This window comes from Singulisphaera rosea (genome assembly GCF_054877945.1).
Window position 1 is genome coordinate 41081 of the sequence record NZ_JBTYIP020000044.1, and the last position, 19779, is coordinate 60859.

11 protein-coding genes are annotated in these 19779 nt (G+C 66.2%); 3 read left to right on the forward strand and 8 right to left on the reverse strand.

All coding sequences use genetic code 11. The features are described from left to right. Positions 1-523: 523 nt before the first annotated feature. Positions 524-5815 carry a beta strand repeat-containing protein gene (locus ACYOEI_RS38560; RefSeq protein WP_462855836.1) on the forward strand — a complete coding sequence of 1764 codons (5292 nt, stop codon included), beginning with the start codon at positions 524-526 and terminating at the stop codon, positions 5813-5815. A gap of 106 nt (positions 5816-5921) precedes the next feature. Here ACYOEI_RS38560 and ACYOEI_RS38565 read toward each other — a convergent pair whose 3' ends face one another. The 5 genes from ACYOEI_RS38565 to ACYOEI_RS38585 form a co-directional block, all read right to left on the reverse strand. Continuing rightward, entirely contained in the window at positions 5922-6635 is a 714-nt protein-coding gene (locus ACYOEI_RS38565; protein WP_462855837.1) for a TIGR00266 family protein, read from the reverse strand. Positions 6636-6707: 72 nt separating this feature from the next. Next, positions 6708-9635: an FAD-binding and (Fe-S)-binding domain-containing protein gene (locus tag ACYOEI_RS38570; RefSeq protein WP_462855838.1), complete on the reverse strand. Its 2928-nt coding sequence runs from the start codon at positions 9633-9635 to the stop codon at positions 6708-6710. A gap of 236 nt (positions 9636-9871) precedes the next feature. Next, complete coding sequence (locus ACYOEI_RS38575) at positions 9872-10699, reverse strand: hypothetical protein (protein ID WP_462855839.1); 828 nt, start codon at positions 10697-10699, stop codon at positions 9872-9874. A gap of 621 nt (positions 10700-11320) precedes the next feature. Continuing rightward, complete coding sequence (locus ACYOEI_RS38580) at positions 11321-13111, reverse strand: glycoside hydrolase family 15 protein (RefSeq protein WP_462855840.1); 1791 nt, start codon at positions 13109-13111, stop codon at positions 11321-11323. A 119-nt stretch (positions 13112-13230) separates the two neighbouring features. Further along, positions 13231-13470, reverse strand: coding sequence for a hypothetical protein (locus ACYOEI_RS38585; RefSeq protein ID WP_462855841.1), 240 nt, complete (start codon positions 13468-13470; stop codon positions 13231-13233). A 507-nt stretch (positions 13471-13977) separates the two neighbouring features. Here ACYOEI_RS38585 and ACYOEI_RS38590 point away from each other — a divergent pair. Beyond that, positions 13978-14904: a dihydroorotate dehydrogenase gene (locus tag ACYOEI_RS38590; RefSeq protein ID WP_462855842.1), complete on the forward strand. Its 927-nt coding sequence runs from the start codon at positions 13978-13980 to the stop codon at positions 14902-14904. Between the two features lie 170 nt (positions 14905-15074). Here ACYOEI_RS38590 and ACYOEI_RS38595 read toward each other — a convergent pair whose 3' ends face one another. Next, on the reverse strand, positions 15075-16211 hold the full coding sequence (locus tag ACYOEI_RS38595) for an iron-containing alcohol dehydrogenase (RefSeq protein WP_462855843.1): 1137 nt from the start codon (positions 16209-16211) through the stop codon (positions 15075-15077). 88 nt (positions 16212-16299) lie between these two features. After that, on the reverse strand, positions 16300-16596 hold the full coding sequence (locus tag ACYOEI_RS38600; RefSeq protein ID WP_462855844.1) for a tetratricopeptide repeat protein: 297 nt from the start codon (positions 16594-16596) through the stop codon (positions 16300-16302). A 491-nt stretch (positions 16597-17087) separates the two neighbouring features. Between ACYOEI_RS38600 and ACYOEI_RS38605 the strand changes: the two genes are divergently transcribed. Continuing rightward, the gene (locus ACYOEI_RS38605; protein WP_462855846.1) at positions 17088-18563 is read left to right on the forward strand and encodes a S1C family serine protease; all 1476 of its coding nucleotides are present in this window, start codon (positions 17088-17090) and stop codon (positions 18561-18563) included. A gap of 88 nt (positions 18564-18651) precedes the next feature. On the opposite strand, the gene ACYOEI_RS38610 is transcribed toward ACYOEI_RS38605, so the two are convergent. Next, positions 18652-19749, reverse strand: a complete 1098-nt coding sequence (locus ACYOEI_RS38610; protein WP_462855847.1) for a TIGR03032 family protein — start codon at positions 19747-19749, stop codon at positions 18652-18654. Between the last annotated feature and the right edge of the window lie 30 nt (positions 19750-19779).

The window sequence follows — 19779 nt, forward strand, 5'->3', positions numbered from 1 at the left end:
CGGACGGGGTCGCCTCTCCGGCGGCTCCGTCGTCAAGGATTGAATACTTGTGGGGAAATCTGAAATTATCCACAGGTGACGCAGATCGGCGCAGATGAAAATCCTGCGATTTTGATTTTGTCTGCGTCGACCTGCGTTATCTGTGGATCGTTTTTCGACTCTCATTTCTAGACTATTGTCGGTTTGTTGATAGGTTTTCCTACCTTCTTCCCTCCTCCCGGATTTGTATCGAAGGCATGCCACGTGAACCTTCCTTGGTCGCTCTGAGGAAGGCTCTGCATTGGTTGCGCTGCATGAGTTGATCTGAATTTTGACGCCGTTTTCATGTAGTCAGAATGGTTGATGACTCTGTAAGATCTCCCATTGAATTCAGAGGAGTGGTGGCCCGAAGCGCGTGCCCCCTCCGAGTTGTACGCCGACGACGCTTGCACCCTCGATGCGAGAGACTCGAGTTATGCGTTCGCCAAGGAATCCGCGAGGATCGTCCCGTCGCACCCGGTCGTTTTCTAGCGGGATCGAATCCTTGGAACCCCGGGTCGTGCTGTCGGTCGCGATCCCGTTCGATTCGACCACGCCCGTGACGGCCGCGCCGCCGATCCAGGAGGTCGCGACGTTCTCGCAGTTCACGCCGAGTCAAGGGACGGGCGAGACGTCGGGGGTGACCGTGAGCCCCGCGGTGCAGGCCACGGTGCTCGCCGTGACCACCCAGCCCCCGGCGAGCGTGGCCGCGGGCTCCTCCTTCAACCTCTCGGTCTCGGCCAGGGACGGGCTCGGCGCGGTGGACACGAGCTACGACGGCCCGATTACCTTGAGCCTCTCGACTAACCCCGGAGGGGCGACGCTGGGCGGGACGCTCACGGTCAACGCCGTGGACGGCGTCGCCGTTTTCTCGGGCCTGACGTTGGACAAGGCCGGGTCCGGATACACCCTCTCGGCGACGGCCTCGGGCTTGAGCACGGCGACGTCCAACGGCTTCGGCGTCGTCTCGGCGGCCGCGGCCAGCCTCTCGATCGCGACGGCCCCGACGACGAGCGTGCTGGCGGGCAACCCGTTCTCGATGACGATCTCCGCCCTGGATGCGTTCGGCAACGTCGCCACCGGCTTCTCGGGGAACGTCACGCTCGCGCTCTCGTCGAACCCCGGGCTTGTGGTACTCGGCGGGACCCTCTCGGCCAACGCCGTGAACGGCGTCGCGACGTTCTCTGGCGTGATGATCGACCGACCGGCCTCGGGCACGGTCCTCAGCGCCTCGGCCTCGGGCCTGGGCACAGTGGCGAGTGCCCCGATCACTACGTCGTACAGCCAGGCCCCGACGATCAAGTTCCAGTTCGACTACACCTACGACACTTCGGGCTACTTCGCCAATAACCCCGCGGCGAAGGCGGTGCTCGAGCAGGCGGCGGCGATCATCGGCAACGGCCTGCACGACACCCTGTCGGCGATCGTGCCGGACCCCGCGGCGGGCAACAACTGGTCGGTCAACTTCATCAGCCCGAGCTACCTGAGCAATCCAGGCCCCTTCGGCACCCCGCCCACATTCGTCACGGTCAACAACCCGACGGTGGCCGCCAACACGATCCTCGTCTACATAGCCGGCTTCGCCTCGCCGGCAGGCGGCTACTCGTACGCGTCTTCCTCCGGCTCCGGGTATCCGACCGGCGGCTCGAGCGACTGGACCACAAATATCAAATCGCGCGGCCAGGCGGGGACCCAGGGGGCGAATGCGACGGACGTCTCCCCCTGGGGCGGGATGCTCGCCTTTGGCACGGGCTCGAATTGGGGCTTCGCGGGGACGGGCGGGACCCCCGGGGCGGGACAGATCGACTTCCTCACGGTCGCCGAGCATTTGCTCGTGAGCCTGCTCGGATTCGGTGGGTCGACACCCTGGAAAAACGACGTCAACACGACGAACCACACCTTTGTGGGCCCCCACACGTCGGCGAGCAACGGGGGGCCGGTCCCGTTGACGTCGTTCGGCAACAGTGCGTGGGTCTCGGGCCTCTCCTCGAACGGCCAGGAGCCGTTGATGGAGGACGGCTTCTCCCCCGGCCAGCGTCGCGGGATGACCTCGCTCGACTGGGCGGGCCTCGCCGACATCGGTTGGATGACCGACTCCCTCGCAATCACGACCCCGCCCCCGGCGAACGTGACCGCCGGCGCCCCCTTCGGTATGTCGGTCACCGTCGTCGACCCCAACGGGAACAAGGACGCCTTGTTCAATGGCCCCGTCACCTTGAGCCTCGGGGCGAACCCGAACGGCCTGACGCTCGGCGGGACCCTTACGGTGAATGCCGTGGGCGGGGTGGCAACCTTCTCCGGCCTGACCCTGGACAAGAACGGCACCGGCGAGACCATCCTTGCCACGAGCTCCCTCCTCCCCGCGGTCGCGACCGCGGTCCCCCTCTCGTCGGCCCTGTCCACCGTGGCCGCGACGCAGTTGGCGATCACCACCCAACCTCCGGCCGGCGTGAAGACAGCCGAAGGGTTCTCGATGACTGTCACGGCCCAGGATGGGCACGGGAACATCGCCACCAACTACTCCGGGCCCATCACTCTGAGTTTGGCGACGAACCCCGGCAACGGGATGCTCGGCGGGATGCTGACGGTCAACGCCGTGTACGGAGTCGCGACGTTCACAGGCTTAACGTTGAATGCGTCGGCCTCGGGTTACCTGATCAAGGCCTCGGCGTCGGGGCTGTCGGATGCGACATCGACGGCAATCACAGTGACGCCCGCCGCGACGCAGTTGGCGATCACGACCCAACCGGCCGGCGTGAAGACCGGCCAGGGCTTCTCTCTGACGGTGTCGGCAAAGGACGCCAGTGGCGACCTGGACCCGAACTACTCGGGCCTGGTGACCCTCAGCCTGGCGGCGAACCCCGGCTACGGGATGTTCGGCGGGACGTTGACGACCCAGGCGGTGAACGGTATCGCGACGTTCACGGGCCTGATGTTGAATGAGCCGGCCTCGGGCTACCTGATCGAGGCGTCGGCGTCGGGGCTGTCGGATGCGACGACGTCAACGATCACGGTGACGTCCGCAGGGCCGCAGTTGGCGATCACGACCCAACCGACCAGCGTGAAGACGGAACAGATCTTCTCTCTGACGGTCACAGCGAAGGATGCGAACGGGAACTTCGATCCGACGTACTCCGGCCTCATCACACTGAGCCTGGTCACGAATCCTGGCAACGGGATGCTCGGCGGGACTCTCACGGCCCATGCAGTGAACGGCGTGGCGACGTTCACGGGCTTGACGTTGAACAGGATGGGGGTCGGATACTCCATCAGGGCCTCGACGTCGGGGCTGACTGATGCGACATCGTCGGCGATCACGGTGACCCCGGCCGCGACGCAGTTGGTTATCACCACGCCTCCGCCGAGCAGCGTGAATACAGCGGCAGCCTTCTCGATGACGGTCACGGCGGAGGAAGCGTACGGAACCATCGACCTCGATTACAACGGCCCGATCACTCTGAGCCTCGCGGCGAACCCCGGTGATGGGATGCTGAGCGGGAAACTGACGGTCAACGCCGTGCAAGGCGTGGCGACGTTCACGGGCCTCTCGCTGAATAAGGCGGCCTTCGGATATCAGATCAAGGCCTCGGCGTCGAGCCTGACGGCGGCGACGACGGCGATCGACGTGATGCCTATCGCGACCCAGTTGACCTTCCTGGGAATGAGTGCCGCGACGACGATGGTCAACTATTCGGTGACGGTGAGGGCCCTGGATGCGTCCGGGAACTTCGACCCGTACTACACGGGCCAGGTGACGATAAGCCTGTACTCGAATCCGAGCAACGGGACCTTGGTCGGGACGTTGACGGCCCAGACAGTGAACGGTATCGCGACGTTCACGGGACTGACCTTTAATAAGGCGGGAGTCTATCGGCTCCAGGCGACGGCCCCCGGCTTGTCGACGGCGAACTCCCCGGCATTTAATGTTTTCCCAGCCGCGACGCAACTCGTCATCACGCCGCCGCTGCCGAGCAGCGTGAAGACGGGCGAAACCTTCACGCTGACGGTGGCCGCGGAGGATGCGAACGGCAACCTCGACCCGAACTATACGGGTATCGTGAGGATTGACCTCGGGATGGACCCCAGTGACGGGATGCTGAGCGGGACGAACATCGTCCAGGCGGTGAACGGAATCGCGACGTTCACAGGGTTGTCGCTGAACAAGCCGGGGTCCGGCTACGTCATCCGAGTGTGGACGACCGACCCCCTGCGACTGGTGGACTCGGCGCCGATCTCAGTGACGCCCGTTACGACCCAGTTGGCGATTAGCACACAGCCGCCGAGTGGCGTGAAGTCGGCGGCGGATTTCTCACTGACGGTGACTGCGGAGGACGCGAATGGAAATCTGGATCCGAACTACTGGGGCCCCATCACGCTGAGTCTGGCGTCGAACCCCGGCAACGGGATGCTCGGCGGGACGTTGACGCTCAACGCCGAGCACGGCGTGGCGACGTTCGCGTACTTGACCTTGAACAAGTCAGCGTCGGGCTACTTGATCAAGGCGTCGGCGTCGGGCCTGACGGCGGCGACGTCGACGCCGATCACGGTGACGCCCGCCGCGACCCAGTTGGCGATTACGACGCAGCCACCGAGTAGCGTGAAGACAGGCCAGACCTTCTCGCTCGTAGTGAACGCGAGAGACGCGAACGGGAATCTCGATCCGAATTATTCTGGCCCCATCACGCTAAGCCTTGCGACCAACTCAGGGAACGGAATGCTGAACGGGCCCCTTACCGTCAACGCCGTTCACGGGGTGGCGACCTTCACGGGCCTGTCATTGAACCGTTCGGCGTCGGGTTATTTGATCAAGGCATCATCTTCCAGCCTGACGACATCGACCTCGACGGCGATCACGGTGACGCCCGCTGCGACCCAGTTGGCCTTCACGACCCAGCCTCCGAGCAGCGTGAAGACGGCGGTCACCTTCACGCTGACAGTGTCGGCTCAGGACGCGAACGGGAACCTCGACCCGAACTACTCCGGCCCAGTGACCCTGAGTTTGGCGACGAACCCTGGTAACGGGATGCTGAGTGGGACCCTCACGGTCAACGCTGTGCATGGAGTCGCGACCTTCACGAACCTGACATTGAACCGGGCTGCGTCGGGCTACTTGATCAAGGCCTCGTCGTCGAGCCTGACGACCGCGACGTCGACCTCGATCACCGTGACCCCCGCGGCGACCCAGTTGGCGATCACATCCCAGCCCCCGAGCAGCGTGATGACGGCCCAGGGCTTCTCTTTGACGGTGACGGCGAAGGACTCGAGCGGGAACCTCGACCCCAATTACAACGGCCCGATCACCCTGAGCTTGGCGACGAATCCCGGCAACGGGATGTTGAGCGGCACGCTGACGGTCAACGCCGTGCACGGGGTCGCGACGTTCACCGGCCTGTCGTTGAACCGGTCTGCGTCGGGCTATCTCATCAAGGCCTCGTCGTCGAGCCTGACGGCATCGACGTCGACGGCGATCACTGTGATCCCGGCGGCAACCCAGTTGGTGTTCACGACCCAGCCTCCGAGCACGGTGAAGATCGGCGTGGCGTTCTCACTCGTCGTTACGGCGAAGGATGCGAACGGCAATGTCGACTCGAATTACAACGGGCTGATCACAGTGGGCCTTGCGGCGAACCCCGGCAACGGGATGGTGAGTGGGACGTTGAGTGTGCAGGCGGTGCACGGTGTGGCGACCTTCACCAATCTCATTCTGAACAAGCCCGCGGTGGGATATCTGATCAAGGCGACGGCGACGGGTCTGACGCTGGCGACGTCGTCGTCGATCACGGCGACGACGGCGTGAGGGTGGCCAGGCCCTTGCGGACGGGGTCGCCGCCAGGGGCGATCCCGTCGGCAGGTCAGGCGCGTCAATGACGACGGAATCCGGCGGACTGGCTGAGGGGGCTTGCTCAGCCGCCGTTGCCCGTCTTCGGCAGGAACGGGACCATCTGGCGGACGAACCCGTGGAGTTGGCGGGTCTGGAGATAGATCCGGCCGGGGCCTCGATAGCGGCAGACGAAGCCTTCGCCCGAGAGGGCCGACTGGACCATCCCCTTGAGGAAGCCGCCGACCCCCTGGGTCTTGCCGGTCGCCTTCTCGAGGTGATAGTCGACGCTTTCCTCGAAGGCGACGATGTGGCCGGTGTCGACGATGTACTCCTCGCCGGGGGCGAGGTCCTTGGCGTGGATCGCGCCGAAGGAGGAGAGCAGGAGAAGGCCGCTCCCCTGGACGGTCAGGAGGAAGAGGCCTTCGCCCGAGAGCATGCCCCGCATGCTCCCCTGGATGTTGACGGCGAGCCTGGGGTCACCCGCCAGGTAGCTGCCCGGCTGGACGAACAGCCTCGAGCCGGAAAGCTCGATTGCGAGGATGTCGCCCAGGCTCGACGGGGCAAACGTGACCTCGCCCGGCCCGGTCTCGGCGGTGTAGGTCGTCCGGAAGAGGGACTCGCCGCCGACGGCGCTCTTGAGTGCGCCGAGCATCCCGCCCCCGGCCATCTTGGCCTCGAGGCGGATCGTCGGCGACATGCTGACCATCGCGCCCGACTCGGCCATGATCTGCTCGCCGCGCTCGAGCGAGACCACCGCGAGGCTGAATGACGGCTGATACAGGATCTGGTGACGCAAAGGCTCCCCTCCTCTCACTTCACTTCGCTCCCCGGCCGAAGCCGGGGAGGTGTTTCCAACGCGATCGATCGGTCACGAATCGGAAGATTGGAGCTGCGCGGCGAGGACCTCGATCGGGTGCTCGGGCGTGAACCCGGCGAGCCCGTGGACCTGGCTGCGGCAGGAGAAGCCGGGGGCGACGACCCTGGCCTTCGGGTCGGCCTTGGCGGCCGGCAGGAGGACCCGATTGGCGAGGGCGACGCTGAGGTCGTAGTGCCCGTGCTCGTAGCCGAACGACCCGGCCATGCCGCAGCAGCCCGAGTCGATCTCCTTGACTTCGACTCCGGGGATCCGCTTCAGGGCCGCGACGGTCCCGGCCGTGCCGACGAGTGCCTTCTGCTGGCAGTGGCCGTGGAGCAGGATCTTCCCCTCGTAGGGCTTCAGCGGGAGCGAGGGGACGCGCTTCGGGTCGGCAAGGAAGGCCTCGACGAGCATGGCGGAGGAGGCGACGAGGTCGGCGTCGGGGCCGAGCCGGAAGTCGCGGTACTCGTCGACCAGGGTCAGGAGGCAGCTCGGCTCGCAGCCGAGGATCGGGGTCCCCGCCCTGGCGTGCTTGATGAGGGCCTGGACGTTCTCCCGGGCGAGCTCGCGGCCGAGCCCGACGAGCCCCTTCGAGATCGCCGGCCGTCCGCAGCAAGGCAGTCCGGCGAGCTCGACCTTAAAGCCGGCCGCCTCGAGCACCTGCACCGCCGCGCGGCCGACTTCGGGGTTGTTGTAGGTCGTGAAGCAGTCGTCCAGTAGCACCACCGTTCCCCGCTCGCCGGCGCGGGGGTCAGCCTTGTGCTTTCGGAACCACTTGCGGAGGTGGTCCGACGCGAACGTCGGCAAGGTCCGCCTGCGGTCGATCCCGGCGACCTTCTCGAGCAGCCACTTGAACACGGGATTCTTCAAGGTCCAATTCGCCAGCGGGGCGGTCGCCGAGCCGATCGGGTTGAGCTTGAAGATGTAGCCCATCAGGAGCGAGCCGATCGGGACGTTCCGGCCCTTGTAGACCTGGTGGAGGACCTCGGCCTTGAGCTTGGCCATGTCGACGCCGGAGGGGCACTCGGTCTTGCACGCCTTGCACTGGAGGCAGAGGTCGAGCGCCTCGTGGAGCGTCTCGCTCGCGAGGCCGTCGCCCGGCAACTCGCCCGACATCGCCAGGCGGAGGGCGTTGGCCCGACCTCGGGTCGTGTGCTCCTCTTCCATGGTGACCATGTAGCTCGGGCACATCGTTCCCGCGGTCGTCTTGCGGCAGGCCCCAACGCCCGAGCACATCTCCACGGCGCGGGCGAACCCCCCCTGCCCTGAAAAGTCGAAGACGGTCGCCTCGGGCTCATTGGCGCGATACTCGGGGCTGATCCGGAGGCTCTCGCCGGGGTCGAGCGAGGCGACGACCTTGCCGGGGTTCATCCGGTTGTCGGGGTCGAACCCGTGCTTGACGGCCTCGAACGCCGAATAGACCTCGGGGCCGAAGAGCTTGGCGTTCCAGAGGCTCCGCGCCATGCCGTCGCCGTGCTCGCCGCTCATCGCGCCGCCGAACTCGACGACGAGGTCGGAGACCTCCCGGGCGATCGTCCGGATCTGCTCGACCCCTTCCTCGGTCTTCACGTTGATGACCGGCCGGATGTGGAGGCAGCCGACGTCGGCGTGGCCGTAGCAGGCGGCGCGGAGCCCCTGGCGCTCGATGATCGCCTGGAACCGCTCGTAGAAGGCGGGGAGCTTCTCGGGGGCGACGGCCGTGTCCTCGACGAACGCGACCGGCTTGGCGTCGCCGACCATCCCCATCAGGAGCGAGAGGCCGGCCTTGCGGACCTTCCAGAAGTCGTCCTTCTCGGCGCCCGCGAGGCTCTTATGGACCTTGAGGACCCCCGGCCTCCCCTCGAACCGTCGGGCGAGGTCGTTCGCCTTGTCGGCGACATCCTGGGGGCTCGTCCCGTAGAACTGGGCGGCGAGGATGGCCACCGGCCGGCCTTCGACGAACGAGAGCTTGCCCGCGAACGCCGGCTGGCTCGCGGCAAGGTCGAGGATCGTCTTGTCGAGCATCTCGACGGCGACGGGGCCCGTCGCGACCATCTCCTCCAGGCGGTCGAGCGCGGCGGGGATCGTGGCGAACGAGAGGACGACCAGGCCGGTCGCCGCCGGCAGCGGCACGACCTTCAACTCCGCCCCTCGGACGATCGCGAGCGTTCCTTCGGACCCGACGATCAGCCGGGCGAGGTTGAACTGCCAGGGGTCGTCGACCCAGTCGACCGGGCGGACGGGGAGCCCCGGGATGAACTCGTCGAGGTTGTAGCCGCTGACCCGGCGGAGGATCTTGGGGAACCGCGCGGCGATGGCGTCGCGGTGGTCGCGGACGGTGTCCCGCACCACCCGGTGGACCTTCCCCACGAGGTCGGTCCGTTTACAGACGGCGTCGAGCTCGGCTTCGGAGAGGGGGCCGAGGGTCGTCGCGGTGCCGTCGGACAGGACGACGTCGAGCGAACGGACGTGGTCGACCATCTTGCCGTAGCGGAGCGACCGGGCCCCCGCCGAGTTGTTGCCGATCATCCCGCCGATCGTCGCGCGGTCGCTCGTCGAGACGTCGGGCCCGAACATCAGGCCGAGCGGCTTCAGGTGCGCATTCAGCCGGTCGAGCACGACGCCCGGCTCGACGCGCACGGTCATTTTGTCGCGGTCGACCACGCCGATCCGGTTCAGGTATTTCGAGACGTCGAGGATGATCGCCGGGCCGATCGTCTGGCCCGAGAGGCTGGTGGCCGAACCCCGGGGCAGGACCGGGACCCCTTCCTCGCTCGCGATGCGTACCGCCAGGGCGACGTCCTCCACGGTGCGCGGGAGGACCACGCCCAGGGGCTCGACCTGGTAGAGACTCGCGTCCGTCGAGTAGAGCCAGCGGCTGCCGGCGTCGAATCGGACCTCGGCCCGGGTTTCTTGACTCAGCCGTTCCTGGAGACGGTCATGCGTGGTCGTTGTGCTCATCCCGACATTTTATGCCAGGCGGCATGACGGGGCTACGGCAGTCGCTCGTGGGTTGGGTCGGATGCGGGGGATTTTTTCGCCGCGGATCGAGCACGGATAAAAAAATGCGGATTAATCAACGGATGACACGGATGGACGCAGATTAAGGAAATGAAAAATTTTAAAAAATGAGGTTTAGAAAATTTAAATTATCCGTGTTTCATCCGTGGCCAATTGAACCGGTTGATTCAAGATTCTTACTTCTTGTCGGTGGCGTAGCTGGCGAGGCCTTTGGTTCGCTCGCGGCCGTAGACGGTGAGCCAGCGGAAGTCGCCGGGTTTGGTGGTGAAGTCGGCGGGGCGTCGGGAGCGATCGGTGACGGAGAAGGAGTTGAAGAACTGGCCGTCCTGGATCTTGTAGATGCCCGATTGGCGCTCGTTCGCGAGGCCGTCGTCGCCGATCAGGTCGATCTTCTTGGGGGTCGACTTCGGGTCGATCGAGATCCGGCCTCGCCCTTCGTACTTGTTCCTGAGGACGTAGCGATATTCGCCCGGCGCCGTCGGGGTGTGGATCGTCATCGTGATGCCCTCGATCTGTCCCTTGCTCTGCCGCTTCCCGATGGCAACGCGCTCGACCAGCGTCCACGACCCGACGATCCCGATTTCGCTGCGCTCGGTTCGCTTCCAGACGTCGGCGATGCGTCGCCCCCCGCCGGCGTTGGAGAGGTCCGTCGGCGGTTCCGCGCCCGGGAGCGCCAGGCACTCCCTCAGCCGATCCCCTTCGAGGGCGCAAAGGCCGATGTAGCGCTTCCGGCTCTCTTTGCCCCCGACCCGATGGGTTTCCTTTTCGTACGTCGTTGGGGATGAGGGGTCGTACCGAATCGTCCCCTCGACGATCAGCGTGCCCGACGTATGGAATCGCTCTCCTCGGATGACCAGCTTGTCACCGATGGTTGTCGCAGGGATCCCCTCGGACTCGAACCGGATCGTCGTCCAGGTCCCCTGGAGGCGAGCGAGGTCGTCGGTCGGGGCGTCGGCGCCGAGGAGGAGGCCGGTCAGGAGACCCAGAAATTTCCGGTGGTTCAAGGAAAGCCCCACGTGTGTTGCGGCGGATGCGACCCGCAGACGCTCTCCGGCCCGACGGAACGCCGGCCCTCGTCGCCTCGAATCTTCCGGCCGGGGCCGGCCCGAGGCGCACGCGATCGCGATCGCGGGCGACGGCGTGCCGCGCGGAACGACGGGCGCAGGATGGCCCCGAGTGGATTTCGGATCTATCCCCGGGAACTCGACGTCATCAACGACGAACCGAGGGCCGGCGCGCGACGTCGGGACCGGACCCTGGGCGATTCAGGAAACCGTGGGGACTAAGTTGTTAAAATTCTTATGTCTGCAAGGATTTGGAATCAACCGATCGGATCGCCGACGAGGAGGAACCCGGAGAAAGGGTACGGATCACCCGAGGGGCGAGTCAACGCGCCACGGACCACCTCGACTGCGAGCCGTTCGGCCCGCAGTAAGGGGCCGGTGGGCGACTCGATTAGGTAAGGTACGGCCCCCGGCGCGCCCCGTCAAGTGTGTTTCGAAAGGGTTTGTGATGTTTCGCATAGGAAAGGACTGGGAGAGCATTAAGAAATGACCAGGTCCGAATTCATTGGTGGCCGCTCGCGAGCGAGGTCTCTCGCTTTGGTGTGCCGGGACGCAGCCCGATCACGACTGGTTCCGCTCCTCGGCCGGCTTCAGGCCGAATCCGAGGTTGTGGGCGGTGTTGATGAGGGAGATGTGGGAGAACGCCTGGGGGAAGTTGCCGAGTTGTCGGCCGGCCCTGGGGTCGTACTCCTCGGAGAGGAGGCCGACGTCGTTGCGGATCGCCAGGAGCTGGTCGAAGATCGCCCTCGCCTCGTCGCATCTCCCCTGGAGCGCGAGGTTGTCCGCGAGCCAGAACGTGCAGGGGAGGAACGCCCCCTCGCCCGGCGGGAGCCCGTCGACGGCCGACTCGGTGGCGTAGCGCTTGACGAAGCCGTCGACCTTGAGTTCTCGCTCGATCGCGGCGACCGTCCCGAGGACCCTCGGGTCGTTGGCCGGCAGGAACCCGACGAGCGGGATCATCAGCAGGCTGGCGTCGAGCGACTCCGAGCCGTACGACTGCACGAACGCGTTCTGCCTCGTATTGAAGCCCGCGCGACAGACCTGGTCGTGAATCTCGTCCCGGATCTTCCGCCAGTGGTCGATCGGCCCTTCGATGCCGAACCGCTCGATCCCCTTCACGGCGCGGTCGAAGGCGACCCAGGCCATGACTTTCGAGTGCGTGAACGGCTTCCGCCCGCCGCGCACCTCCCAGATCCCTTCGTCGGGCAGTTTCCAGGCATCGGCGAGGAATTCGAGGATGACCCGGCCCATCCGCCAGGCGTCCTCGAGCTGGGCCAGGCCCTGGTTCCTGGCCTGGTACAGCACGTCGAAGAGTTCGCCGTACACGTCGAGCTGGAACTGGGTCGAGGCCCCGTTGCCGATGCGGACCGGGGCGGACCCCTCGAAGCCGGGGAGCCAGGGGATTTCCATTTCGGTGAGCCGACGCTCGCCGCCCAGGCCGTACATGATCTGGAGCCGAGTCGGCTCGCCGGCCACGGCGCGGAGCAGCCATTCGCGCCAGTCGCGGGCCTCGTCGAGGTAGCCTGAGGTCAGGAGGGCATAGAGGGTGAACGTGGCGTCGCGGAGCCAGCAGTATCGATAGTCCCAGTTCCGGACGCCTCCCGGCCACTCAGGCAAGGAAGTTGTTGCCGCCGCGACGATCCCGCCGGTCGTCGACGATGTGAGCGCCTTCAGAGTGATCAGCGAACGCACGACGGCATCGCGATCATCCCCCTGATAGCGACAGGGATGTGACCAGCGCAGCCACCAGTCGGCCGCGTCGTCGATGGCCTTCGCGACGTCGATCTCGGGGGGAGCCTGTTCGTGCGAGGGGTGCCACGCCAGTTCGAACGGGATGCGTTGCCCGGCCTCGACCTCGAAGTCGGCCACGGTTTTCATGTCTTCGCCCCGCACGTCGACCCCGCGGCGGAGGTGCAACTTATCGGGCCCCGCGATCGCCGAGATGCCGCCGTCGATCCGGCGGACCCAGGGGACGATCGATCCGTAGTCGAACCGGATGACGAGCTCCATGTGCATCGGCACCCGACCGCCTCGCCCTTCGACCAGCCTGAGGAGGGTCGGCGAGTCGGTGTCCATGGCCATGGCGTCGATCAGGGCGACCGTGCCGGATTCGGTCTCGAACTCGGTCTCGAGCACGAGGGTCCCGGGCCGGTACGACCTCCGGATCGAGCGGACCTCGACCGAGGGGGCGATCTGCCAACGGCCGTTCTCGGGCGTCCCCAGGAGGGCGGCGAAGCACGCCCCCGAGTCGAACCGGGGGACGCAGAACCAGTCGATCGACCCGTCCCGCGCGACCAGGGCCGCCGTCCGGCAATCTCCGATCAAGGCGTAGTCTTCGATGCGTGAGGCCATCGTGAGTCCCACCTCGAGGCTTCGGTCTCGAGGCGGCCAAGTCCCCGAGTCCCAGGCTGCCTCACCGTGAGTCTAACGACCGACAGGGGGGGGCGAGTCGACATTTCTTCCGGATCCAGCTATTCCGGGTTATTTCCGGTGCGGCTAGGAGGGCGCGGGAAGTTGTTCGACTCGGCCAGGTTGTCCAGGGCGACTTCGATCAGATCGACCTGTCTCAACCCGAGATAAGAGGCGAATTTGGAACACCACGTCTTGTATTCCGGGGTCGCCACGAAGCTCACCGCCGACTTGAGCGGTTCGCGGTTCCCCTTCGGACGGCCCCGCTTCCGCTTGGGATAGTCGTTTCCCGGAACATTCATCGATTCGCCTGCTCACCCGTAGGATGGATGGGGAGGAGGAAAGCGGACCGAGGTCCAGTCCTTCCCTCACGGACGCGCCAACCCTCACCGCGCACGAGTCGAGGGCGGGACGGGGTCCCCCATTCGGCGGTGCCTCGAGCGGTCGTGAAGAGAGTTGCCCTACCGAAAATGCGTGGTGACGGCCACGCGAGTCGGGCCCCGGGCTCGGCATTCGCGGCCGAGCCTGTGGGCGGGGGGCGTTGAACAATGGGTTGTAGCAATCGGCGTGCCCAGATCCTGGGCCTGCGTACCGAAATGAGGGCCCCCGGGTCACGATCTTCGGACGGAACGGCCCTCTCACCCTCCTCCCTCGATCAGAGTCGAGCGGCTCGGCGTCCCGACCTGGACGAGGGTCGGGGGTCGGCGATCCTCGCGAGGGCCGGTGGACGGGCCCCGACGAAAAGCGGATGATGAAGGGGCGAAGCGCAGACCTGATTTTTCAATTGAGCAGACGAGGGTCGATCGATCGTGGTGAATTTGCGGGTCCGCCTCGGACGTCTCGAGTTGAAGAACCCCGTCCTCGTCGCGTCGGGGACGTTCGGATATGTTCGTGAGATGGTCTCCTTCGTCCAGTTGGAGCGTCTCGGGGGCGTCATTCCCAAGACCGTGACGGCCAGGCCGAGGGCCGGCAACCCGACCCCTCGCACGGTGGAGACGGCCTCGGGCTTGCTCAACGCGATCGGCCTCGACAACGACGGCATCGACCATTTTCGGACGCACCACCTCCCCTACCTCCGCACCGTCGGCGCGGCGGTGATCGTGAACATCGCGGGAGAGGACGAGGACCAGTTTGTCGCGATGGCCGAGCTGGTCGGCGGCGACGAGGGCCTGGACGCGATCGAGCTCAACGTCTCCTGCCCGAATGTCAGCCACGGCCTCGACCTGGGGATCGACGCGGGCGCGGTCTCGAGGCTGGTGCGCAGGGTGCGTTCCGTTTGCCCGCTGCCGGTGATCGCCAAGCTCACCCCGAACGTGACCGACATCGTGGCGATCGCCGAAGCAGCCGCGGAAGGGGGCGCCGACGCCGTCAGTCTGGTCAACACGTTCCGAGGTCTCGTCGTCGACTGGCGGAAGCGTCGCCCCGTGCTCGCCAACGACGTCGGCGGCCTGAGCGGCCCGGCGATCAAGCCGCTCGCCCTGAGGATGGTCTGGGACGTCGCACGGGCGCTCCCCGAACTCCCCATCATCGGCATCGGCGGCATCGCGACCGCCGACGACGCCCTCGATTTCCTCGTCGCCGGCGCCTCCGCCGTCCAGGTCGGCACCGCCAACTTCTACGACCCGACCGCCTCGGAGCGCCTCCTCGACGAGCTCACCCGGTCACTCGAAGGCATCGGCGTGACCGACGTGAACGAGGTCATCGGCTCGCTCCGCTCGAACCGCCGGCCCTCCTGATTGGCGGGCGAAACGTCGACAGGAAAGCATTTCGTAGGGTGGGCATCACCCACTATTGTTTTCTTTCTTTATTGTGAATATGCTTTTGTCTCGTCCCCACGGAGGCCGTGGGAACGAGAAATGAACATTTTACGACTGCTAAAAATTCGTGATCGCGACGCCCCCGGGTCCTACCAGGCGACGTCGAGCAGCGTTTCCAGATCCGGCTGATTGCAGGGCCGGGGGTTGGTCTTGTGGCAGTGGTCGAGGAGGGCGAGGCGGGCGTATTCGGGGATCCGGTCGTGGCGGAGGCCTTCGACTTCGCGCAGCCGCCTGGGGAGCGGCAGGCGGGCCAGGACGAGCTCCGTCAGGGTGATCAGGTGCGAGGCCCCTTCGCCCCCACGGCCCAGGCCCATCCTCGAGGCGAGCTCGGTCAGGCGAGGCAAGGCGCACTCGCGGTTGAACCGGAGCGAGTGCGGCAGGAGGATCGCGTTGAGGGTCCCGTGGTGGGATCGGCCTTCGGCCCCGAGGGCGTGCGAGAGCGAGTGGACGACTCCCAGCCCCTTGTGGAAGCTGATCCCGCCGAGGAGGGCTCCCATCATCAGGGCCTCGCGCGACTGCGGGTCGCCCCCCTCGCGGACGGTGGTCTCCAGGCTCTTCGAGACGTGCCGCAGGCCCTCGATCGCGATTCCGTCGCACATGGGATGATACGTGGTCGAGAGGAAGCTCTCCACGCAGTGCGTGAAGGCGTCCATCCCGGTCCCCGCGGTCAACACGGGCGGGAGCCCATACGTCAGCTCGGGGTCGCAAATGGCGACGCTCGGCAACAAGTAGGGACTCAGGACGATCGACTTGCGCCCCGTGCGGGGGAGCTGGATCAAGGCGCCTCGGCCCGCTTCGCTGCCGGTACCGGAGGTCGTCGGGATCGCGACCATCGGCGGGAGGTTGTCGGTGATCTTCGTCAGGCCGCCGGTCGTCAGGTCGTAGTCGGCGAGGTCGCCCGGGTGCGTGACCAAAAGACGGATCGCCTTCGCCGCGTCGATCGGGCTGCCGCCGCCGAGCCCGACGATGCCGTCGCACCCCCGGTTGCGGTAGAGGTCGAGGCCCTCGAGGACGTCTTCCTCGGCCGGGTTCGCCTGCACGGCGTCGAAGAGGACCGTGTCCTGGAGCGTCGAGGCGACGGCGTCGGCGATCCCCAAGGCCCTGAGGCCGGGGTCGGTCACGATCAAGGGACGCGCGACCTTGAGCCGGGCGAGCTCCTCGGCGAGTGACGTCCGCGCACCCGCTCCGAACAGGATGCGGTTGGGAAAGGTGAAGATCGCGGGCATCAGGGCTCCGACGCAGGCGGGTCGACTCGGCTCGACGCGCGCGAGTCTTCGGGCAGGACCAGGGGTGTTATCCCGTCGGCGAGGTCGATCATCCTAGCGACGCGAGCAGGCCTTCCATCTCGGAGGCCGCGTGCCAGTCGCCCCGAACCCGGGCCTTCTCGATCCCCGTCCGCAACGCCTCGGCTGCCTGGGCCGACTCTTCCGTCTCGAGGTACGACTGCCCGAGCTGTTGGTAGGCCGCGACCTGATCGTCGGGATGGTCGGCGATCAGCGCGAGCAGCCGCACTCGTCCCTCCTCGACGTCGCCGTCGCGGAGGCACTGCAACGCGAGCCCGTAGCGGAGAAACGTGTCGGCCGGATCCTCGGCGAGGCTCTCCTCCAGCATCAATCGCTTCCGTGACTTTTCCGGCATGACCCCACCCGGCCTTCAAGGCCGTAACCGTCCTGATTCCGAAGGACTTCCCTCTCGCTACAGAGGCCCCAAGCGTAACGGTCCGCGTGCATGCTGTCAACAAATCCGGCGCCTTCGTCAAGGTCGAGACCCTGCCCCGTGGTGCGAAATCGACATCCAAGCCGCACCAACCCCGGAACCCCGTACGGGGCCCCGGGCGCCGTGCGTTTTTGTGCGAGATGGGTGCGTTCGGTGCGGTTACCCTTCGTTTGTACGCTTCGGCTGAGAAAATAGGTCGAGTTTTCCGGGGATTACGAACAATGGGAAAGCTAGGTTAAATCTGGTCTTCTGCCCATCAAGACGGGGGTTGGGGGGTACCGATCCAGAACACGTCGGAAGCAAGCAAGCCATGAAGGCGCTCAGGATCGGTCAATCGAGGACAACGGGCCAATCGACCGCGGTCGAGGTCCGGGGAAGGGCTTGGGATGGAACGCCAACCTCTTTACCGGCGCGTCGACTGGTGCGACGAGACCGGGTCCAGTCATTCCCGAGTGGGGACCACAACCGTGCCACTGCCCGTGTTGCGACGAGGATGGGAACGGCTTGGAATCGTGGCGACTTTGGGGATCGCGGCCCTGGGATGGCCGGGAGCCCCCCCGGTCCAGGCCGCCTCGCGTCGGACGCCGGTGGTCGAGGCGGTTCAGAAGGTCCAGCCTTGCGTCGTTAATATTTCGAGCGAGAAGAAGGCCGCGTCGACCAGCCGCTGGCCGTTCTCCCCCGAGGAGAACCAACGGCCTCGAGGGATGGGCACGGGCGTCATCCTCGACGGTCGGGGATATATCCTCACAAACCACCACGTCGTCGATAAAGTCCAGGGGATCGAGATCCAACTCTCCGACGGCACGACCTACCCGGCGCGGGTCATCCAGCACGACGAGGTGATGGACCTCGCGATGCTCAAGGTCGACGCCGGCCGCGCCCTGCCGGCGATCACGATCGGCACGTCCGCCGACCTGATGGTCGGGGAGAACGTCATCACGATCGGCAATGCCTTCGGCTATGAGAACACCGTCTCGGTTGGCATCATCAGCGCCTTGAAGCGTAACGTGACGCTCTCGGACGAGCAGGCGTATCGCAACCTGATCCAGACCGACGCCTGCATCAACCCGGGCAACTCGGGCGGGCCGCTCATCAACATCGACGGCGAGCTGATCGGCATCAACGTCGCCGTGCGGGCCGGGGCCCAGGGGATCGGGTTCGCCTTGCCGATCGACGACGTGAAGAAGTCGGCCGCCGAGATGATGAGCACCCGTCGCTTGGCGTCGACCTGGCATGGTCTCGTCGCCGACGAGGCCCAGAACACCCCCGAGCGCAAGGTGGTCCTCGTCGACGTGCAGCCGGGGAGCCCCGCCGAGACGGCGGGCTTCCGGCCCGGCGATCACGTGGTCAAGGTCGGCGAGCTCGGCGTGCGGACTCCCCTGGACATCGAGCGAGGCCTCCTCGAGCTCAACCCCGGCCAGCGGGCCCAGGTCCAGATCCGCCGGGGTGGGCGCGAGCAGTCGCTCGCCCTCGAGACGAGGCCCCTGCCCCGCGTCACCGCCACCGTCGACCCGACCGACCAGGTCTGGCAGATGCTCGGCCTGAAGACGATGCCCGTCACCCCCGAGTACGTGACGTCGACCGCCCCCACCCTCCGCGGCGGCCTCTACATCCAGGCCGTCTCCCCCAACAGCCTCGGGGCCCAGGCCAAGATCCTCAAGGGCGACATCCTCGTCGGCGTGAAGGTCGGGGAACGGAACTGGGAGACGATCCGGCCCGACAACATCCTCTTCATCCTTCGACAGCCCGAGGTCTCGCAGACCCCGTTACTCCAGTTCTTCGTCGTCCGTCGTAATAAGCTGCACGACCTCCCGATGAGTCTCGCCGCCGAGTCCTCGCTGCACAACACGATAAGCCGCTGACGAATTCGACGAATTGCGAAATGAACGGCACGACGCCCGGCAGCGAATCCGGGCGTCGTGCCGTTTGTTATTTGAGATAATGGTCTGTTCAGGATCTCGATTGAGAACGCATCGACGCGGGCGCACTCGCCAGCCCGGCTTCCGGGAGGACGAACGTGTCCGACAGCACCTTCGGGTCGTCGTTGATCAGGTCCGGGTAGCGGACACCGGGAAGGACCTGCACGGCGAAGACTTCCTGGACCGCGTCCTCGAATTTCAGGAACGCCCGGGTCTGGCCGGTGTTCAGGTCGATCACCCAGACCCCGCACGATCGTTCGGCGGGCCTCTCGGTGATCGGCAACCCGCTGAAGACGGCCGTCTCGCGGACTTGAGACAGGCCGATGAAGGCGTAATGCCCGAGGAAGTCCAGCCCTCGGGTGAAGCCGGGCAGCTCGGCGATCGACTCGTACCGGCCGGTGGCGGGGTCGACGAATCCGATTCCTCCCCTCCCGGACTCGAGGAGCCAGAGGCGCCCGCCGTGCCACCTCGGCGAGTGCGGCATCGACAGGCCACGCGCCATGACCTCGCCCGAGGCCAGGTCGATCAGGATCCCCCCGTCCTTCTTGTTCGCCCGCCAGCCCCCTTGCGTATCCGTCTCCCCCAATGCCGTGACATAGGCAGGGCGTCCGTCGACGACGCAGAGACCGTTCAGGTGGCAGCGATCCTCGGCCGCCAAACCCGAGACGAACGTCGGCCGCCAACGGGGAACGAAGCTGTGGACCCCGTCGAGCGTGCATAGGCACGAGAACCGCGTGTTGACGAACCAGAGCTCCGGCCCGACCCACGCCATCTCGTGGATCTGGACGTCCCCCGTCGTGAACCCCCGGCGCGGGAGGAAGCACGCGTCGTGGCTGCCGGGCGGCTCGAGCTTCCGTGCGACGGCCGGGATGTTGTGGAACTCCCAGACCTCGATCGCCGTGCCGATCGCCAGCCGGTCGCCGTCCACGGCCAGGCCCATCGGCTTGCTGAAGTTGCGGAAGTGGGTGTTGAGCGTCCCCCGCTCCGGCCTGAGCACGACGAGCTTCCCGGCCTGATAGGTGGTAACGAGCACCGAGGCCCCGAGCTGCTCCAGGATCGCCGGGAACGAGGTCGTGTGGACGCTCCGCAGCGGTGGCCTGTTCTCCTCACCTTCGGCGTCCCCGCTCATCGGGCCCTACCCTTGTTTCGAGTTCGCCGG

Bases quoted from the DNA above. Each gene is read 5' to 3' on its own strand.
- ACYOEI_RS38570 (WP_462855838.1), bottom strand. From the start codon at position 9,635: ATGAGCACAACGACCACGCATGACCGTCTCCAGGAACGGCTGAGTCAA.
- ACYOEI_RS38580 (WP_462855840.1), bottom strand. From the start codon at position 13,111: ATGGCCTCACGCATCGAAGACTACGCCTTGATCGGAGATTGCCGGACG.
- ACYOEI_RS38585 (WP_462855841.1), bottom strand. From the start codon at position 13,470: ATGAATGTTCCGGGAAACGACTATCCCAAGCGGAAGCGGGGCCGTCCG.
- ACYOEI_RS38595 (WP_462855843.1), bottom strand. From the start codon at position 16,211: ATGCCCGCGATCTTCACCTTTCCCAACCGCATCCTGTTCGGAGCGGGT.
- ACYOEI_RS38600 (WP_462855844.1), bottom strand. From the start codon at position 16,596: ATGCTGGAGGAGAGCCTCGCCGAGGATCCGGCCGACACGTTTCTCCGC.
- ACYOEI_RS38605 (WP_462855846.1), top strand. From the start codon at position 17,088: ATGGAACGCCAACCTCTTTACCGGCGCGTCGACTGGTGCGACGAGACC.
- ACYOEI_RS38610 (WP_462855847.1), bottom strand. From the start codon at position 19,749: ATGAGCGGGGACGCCGAAGGTGAGGAGAACAGGCCACCGCTGCGGAGC.